Origin of the sequence: Brevundimonas vesicularis, assembly GCF_032067225.1 — a bacterium.
Taxonomy (GTDB): domain Bacteria; phylum Pseudomonadota; class Alphaproteobacteria; order Caulobacterales; family Caulobacteraceae; genus Brevundimonas; species Brevundimonas vesicularis_F.
Map to the genome: position 1 here is coordinate 1 of NZ_DAMBJX010000091.1, position 4412 is coordinate 4412.

Below are 4412 nucleotides of genomic sequence, written 5' to 3' on the forward strand. Positions count from 1 at the left end.
GTGCGCGAACCGCTCAACCGCCGCGCGACCATCGACATCAACTTCTAAGACTTTCGGAGTGCCGGTGCGGTTCGTCCGGCCCGGCGCTCTCAAGGTCATGAAGGTCGTCGATATGACAACATCATGCCGCCGTCGCCCTTTGGGCGGCGGCGGTTTTGGTGCCATAAAGCAACGCCAACCGTCCTGCGTTTCAAAATCCCCGGGACTTGAGCGATTTCAATTGATCGCGTCCAAACTGCGGGACACAAGCATGGCGATGATCCGTAATCACAGACATCTTGGTCGCAGCCGGAGCGCAGCAATGCACGCCTCGGTGGCGGATAGAGGATGGGCGTGATGGTGGATTTGCGATCATCCTCCAGACTTCTGTCGGCAAGGCGTCGGCGCAGATATCGGCTTCGTGGCGATGCGGTGCGGCCCGAGGTCCGCCCGAGATTGCAGACGTCGCGGCCTTCGCAGTCGGCGACGATTTCCGCTTTCCCGGGCAAAAGAAAGTTTGGCCCGACCGCCTTGTCGGGGCGTCGCTTCCTGATCGTTTCGGCGCCGTTCGGGCGATTCGGTCCGGTGATGGCGTCTGTTCTTGAGGCGCGGGGCGCCCTTGTGAATCGCATGATCTTCAATGCCGGCGACGCGATGAATTGGCGTCGGTCCGGGGGCATTGTGTTCAAGGACACGGCGAAGGCATGGACCGAAGGGGTGATCGATTTCGCCTCGGCGTTCACCGACATCATCCTGTTTGGCGAGGCCGGAGACTACAACCGCGCGGTCCTGGCGGCGTCTGACCGTTTGAATGCGCGCGTCTGGGTTTTGGAGAACGGCTATTTTCGTCCCGACTGGATCACGGTCGAGCGAAACGGCGTCAATGGCTCGAGCGCCCTGCCGCGGTTCAAGGGCGGCTATCCCGAGCCTGCGCCACTGCTGCCTGAACCCTTTACGGTCGGAAAAATCCTGCCGCATCACGTCGCCAATATCAGCGCCTACCATACGGTGCAGGTGGCGGGAAAAGCCCTGTTCCCGAACTACACCGCGCCTTACGTTTTCTCGCCGCTGAACCAATGCCTCGGTCATATCCGGCGCTATTTGAGCCTGGCGTTCAGACGGGCTGAAAACTGTGACGCCGACGTCATAAAGGCGAAGGGCGACTTCTTCATCGCATGCCTGCAGCGCGAGGGCGACGCGCAGCTGCTGCGCTATTCGCGCTATTGCGACAACCGCGCCTTCCTTACGGCGGTGATCGCCAGTTTCGCCTCAAAGGCGCCGCCGAAGACGCGTCTGGTCGTGAAGAACCATCCGCTTGATCCCGGCCTGGTCAATCTGCGCGCCATCACCTTGCGTCTTGCTGAGCAGCATGGCGTCGCCGGCCGTGTCGATTTCATCGATGGCGGCAATCTGGCGGCACTGTGCCGCGCCTCGCAGGGCATGGTGGTCAACAACTCCAGCGCCGCCTTGTCGGCGCTGGGTTTCCACACGCCGGTCAAGGTGCTGGGTGACGCCTTCTTCGATTTCGAGGGGTTGACCGATCAGAAGCCACTGGACGTCTTCTGGACCGATCCCGAGGCTCCGGACAGCCGGCTGTTCACGCGCTTCCGCGCTCACGTGATCGCCCAAAGCCAGGTGAACGGCAACTATCACGAGCCCCATGCGATCATTCCGACCGCCAACGGGATCGCCGACGTGTTCGAACGCGCGACGGACTAGGGCGCAATCCCTAACCAGTGTGGCGCCGACACCACCCTCTGTCGCTGTCATATTACCGTTACATAACTGTCGCCCTAGGTTCTGACATCCGCCCTAGAGGGGGCTGGATTGCGACATGTCCGGAACATGTCCTCGACCATTTTCGGTCCACCAGCTGGGGATAGCTTAATGACCTTCCGCAAACTGGCGTACGGCGCTTCGGCCGTCGCCATCATGATGTCCGCCTCGACGGCGGTGTATGCCCAAGAAACGACGGGCGGCATCTCGGGCGCTGTCTATGACGCGGCCGGCGCGCCGGTCGCGGGCGCGACCGTGACGGTGACCCACGAGCCGTCGGGCACCACTTCGACGACCGTTACGGATCAGAACGGCTCGTTCTCGTCGCGCGGTCTGCGCGTCGGCGGCCCCTACACCGTTCGCAGCACCTCGTCGGCGGGCGATGCGGTCGCTCAGGTCGCGACCATCGGTATCGGCACTCCGGCATCGGTTGAGCTGGTTGTCGCCGGTGCTGCGGACAGCGCCGCGCAAGTGGCCGATGTCGTGGTTACGGGCGTCCGTTCCGGCGGTCTGCGCACCTCGCCGCGCAGCAACCTGAACCTGGCGGACATTGAGACGCTTCCGTCGATCGGTCGCGACATCAAGGACATTGTTCGCACCACCCCGTTCGCCACGGTGGATCCCACCAACAACGACGCCCTGTCGATCGGCGGTCAGAACACGCGTTTCAACGCCATCCTGATCGACGGCGTGCGCCAGAACGACGATTTCGGTCTGAACCAGAACGGCTATCCCACCCTCGGTTCGCCGATCTCGCGTTCGGTCATCCAGGCGGTCAGCGTCGATGTGGCGCCGTACGGCGTTCAATACGGCTCCTTCACCGGCGGCGTGGTCAACTCGGTCACCAAGTCCGGCGGCAACGACTTCCATGGTGAACTCTTCTACGAGAAGACCGATCAGGACCTGCGCGGCGAAACCTTCAGCTATGAAGACTTCGTCACTGGCCAACGTCAGAACCGCTCGGTTGTCGGCGAGTTCGAAGAAAAGACCTGGGGCGCTACGCTCAGCGGTCCGATCATCAAGGACCGCCTGTTCTTCCTGCTGAACTACGAAAAGTTCGAGAGCGCCACGCCCGTTCTGTCCGGCCCGCAAGGCGCCGGTCTGCCCAACGAGGCCCAGGGCATCACCCAGGCTCAGATCGATCAGGTTCGTCAGATCGCCACGACCGTCTATGGCTACGATCCGCTGGACTGGCGTGCGGGCGCGCTGGAAACCTATGACGAGAAGTACTTCGCCAAGCTGGACTGGAACATCAACGATCGCCATCGCGCCGTCGTCTCCTACCAGCAGACCGAAGGCAGCGACCTGCGCCTGAACAATACGACGACCAGCGGCAACAACCTCTCGGTCGGACTGCTGTCTTCGGCCTATGAGATCGTCACGAACCTGAAGGCCTACAAGGCTCAACTGTTCTCCGACTGGACCGACCGTTTCTCGACCGAGTTCTCCTTCACGCGCAAGGAAGTCGAAAACATCTCGCAAGGCCTGGCCGGCAACGACTTCGCCGCCATGCAGGTCTATCTGGACTCTCCCTACGGCGCCCAAACCGGCGTTCGTCGCTCGATCCGCTTCGGACCGGAGCGCTCGCGCCACGCCAACGCCCTGACGGTCGATACGACGCAGTACCGCTTCGTCGGCAAGTATGACGCCGGCTTCGGCCACCGCTTCACGGCCGGCATCGAGCGTGAAGAGCAGGATATCTTCAACCTGTTCGTGCAGGTCGCGAACGCTGAATACGAGTTCGACTCGATCGCCAGCTTCCAAGCGCGTCAGGCCGCCTCGATCGGCTATTCGAACGCCGCCACGAACAACAAGGCCGATGGCGCTGCTTCGTTCAGCTACGCTCAGAACAGCTTCTACTTCCAGGACGAGTGGACGGCGACGCCGAACCTGACGGTCACCGCCGGCCTGCGCTACGACCTCTATACGTCGGATGACAAGCCGCTCTTGAACCCCGGGTTTGTCCAACGCTTCGGCTTTGGCAACGACAAGAACCTGGACGGCGTCGGCATTCTGCAGCCGCGCTTCGCCTTTAACTGGCGCGCGCCGTGGGATGTGACCGTGTATGGCGGCTTCGGTCGCTTCCAGGGCGGTTCGCCGAACGTTTGGATCTCGAACTCCTATTCGAACCCCGGCAACCTGATCGGCTCGTTCCAGTGTAAGATCAGCTCGACGTATCAATCGCAGTTCGCATCCGCCTTCCCCGTCTGCTCCGCCGCGCAGCAGGCCGCGTTGACGAATGTCGATGGTCTTGCCGTCAAGCCTGTTGCTCAAACTGCCGTGACCGCCAGCGCCAATCAGGGCACCGGCAACATCAATCTGATCGATCCGGCCTTCAAGACGCCCTCGATCTGGAAGACCTCGATCGGCGCGACTAAGGCGTTCGATCTCAGCCGCTTCCGCATGGGCGAGGGCTGGAACCTGACGGCCGAATATGTGCACTCGGAACTGCAGGACGCGATCGGTTGGGTCGATCTGTCGCTGGCGCGCACCCAGAACGGCACGGCTCCTGACGGTCGCCCGGTCTTCGGTCCGAACCCGACCCGTACCGGCCAACAGGTCCTGATGATGACCAACTTCAATGGCGGCCAGACGGATCAGTTCGCTGTCGCCCTGGGCAAAGACTGGTACGACGGTCTGCTGGAAGGTGCGGGCTT

2 protein-coding genes are annotated in these 4412 nt (G+C 62.2%); both read left to right on the forward strand.

Features of this window, described 5'->3' with window-relative positions; all coding sequences use genetic code 11:
* The first annotated feature begins 609 nt into the window (after positions 1–609).
* On the forward strand, positions 610–1698 hold the full coding sequence (locus RT123_RS15075) for a capsular biosynthesis protein (protein ID WP_313009999.1): 1089 nt from the start codon (positions 610–612) through the stop codon (positions 1696–1698).
* A 168-nt stretch (positions 1699–1866) separates the two neighbouring features.
* The coding region (locus RT123_RS15080; RefSeq protein WP_313010000.1) for a carboxypeptidase regulatory-like domain-containing protein at positions 1867–4412 on the forward strand (2546 nt) is incomplete at its 3' end.

Excerpts from the sequence above, each read along its gene's own strand:
- RT123_RS15075 (WP_313009999.1), top strand. The coding sequence starts at position 610 with ATGATCTTCAATGCCGGCGACGCGATGAATTGGCGTCGGTCCGGGGGC.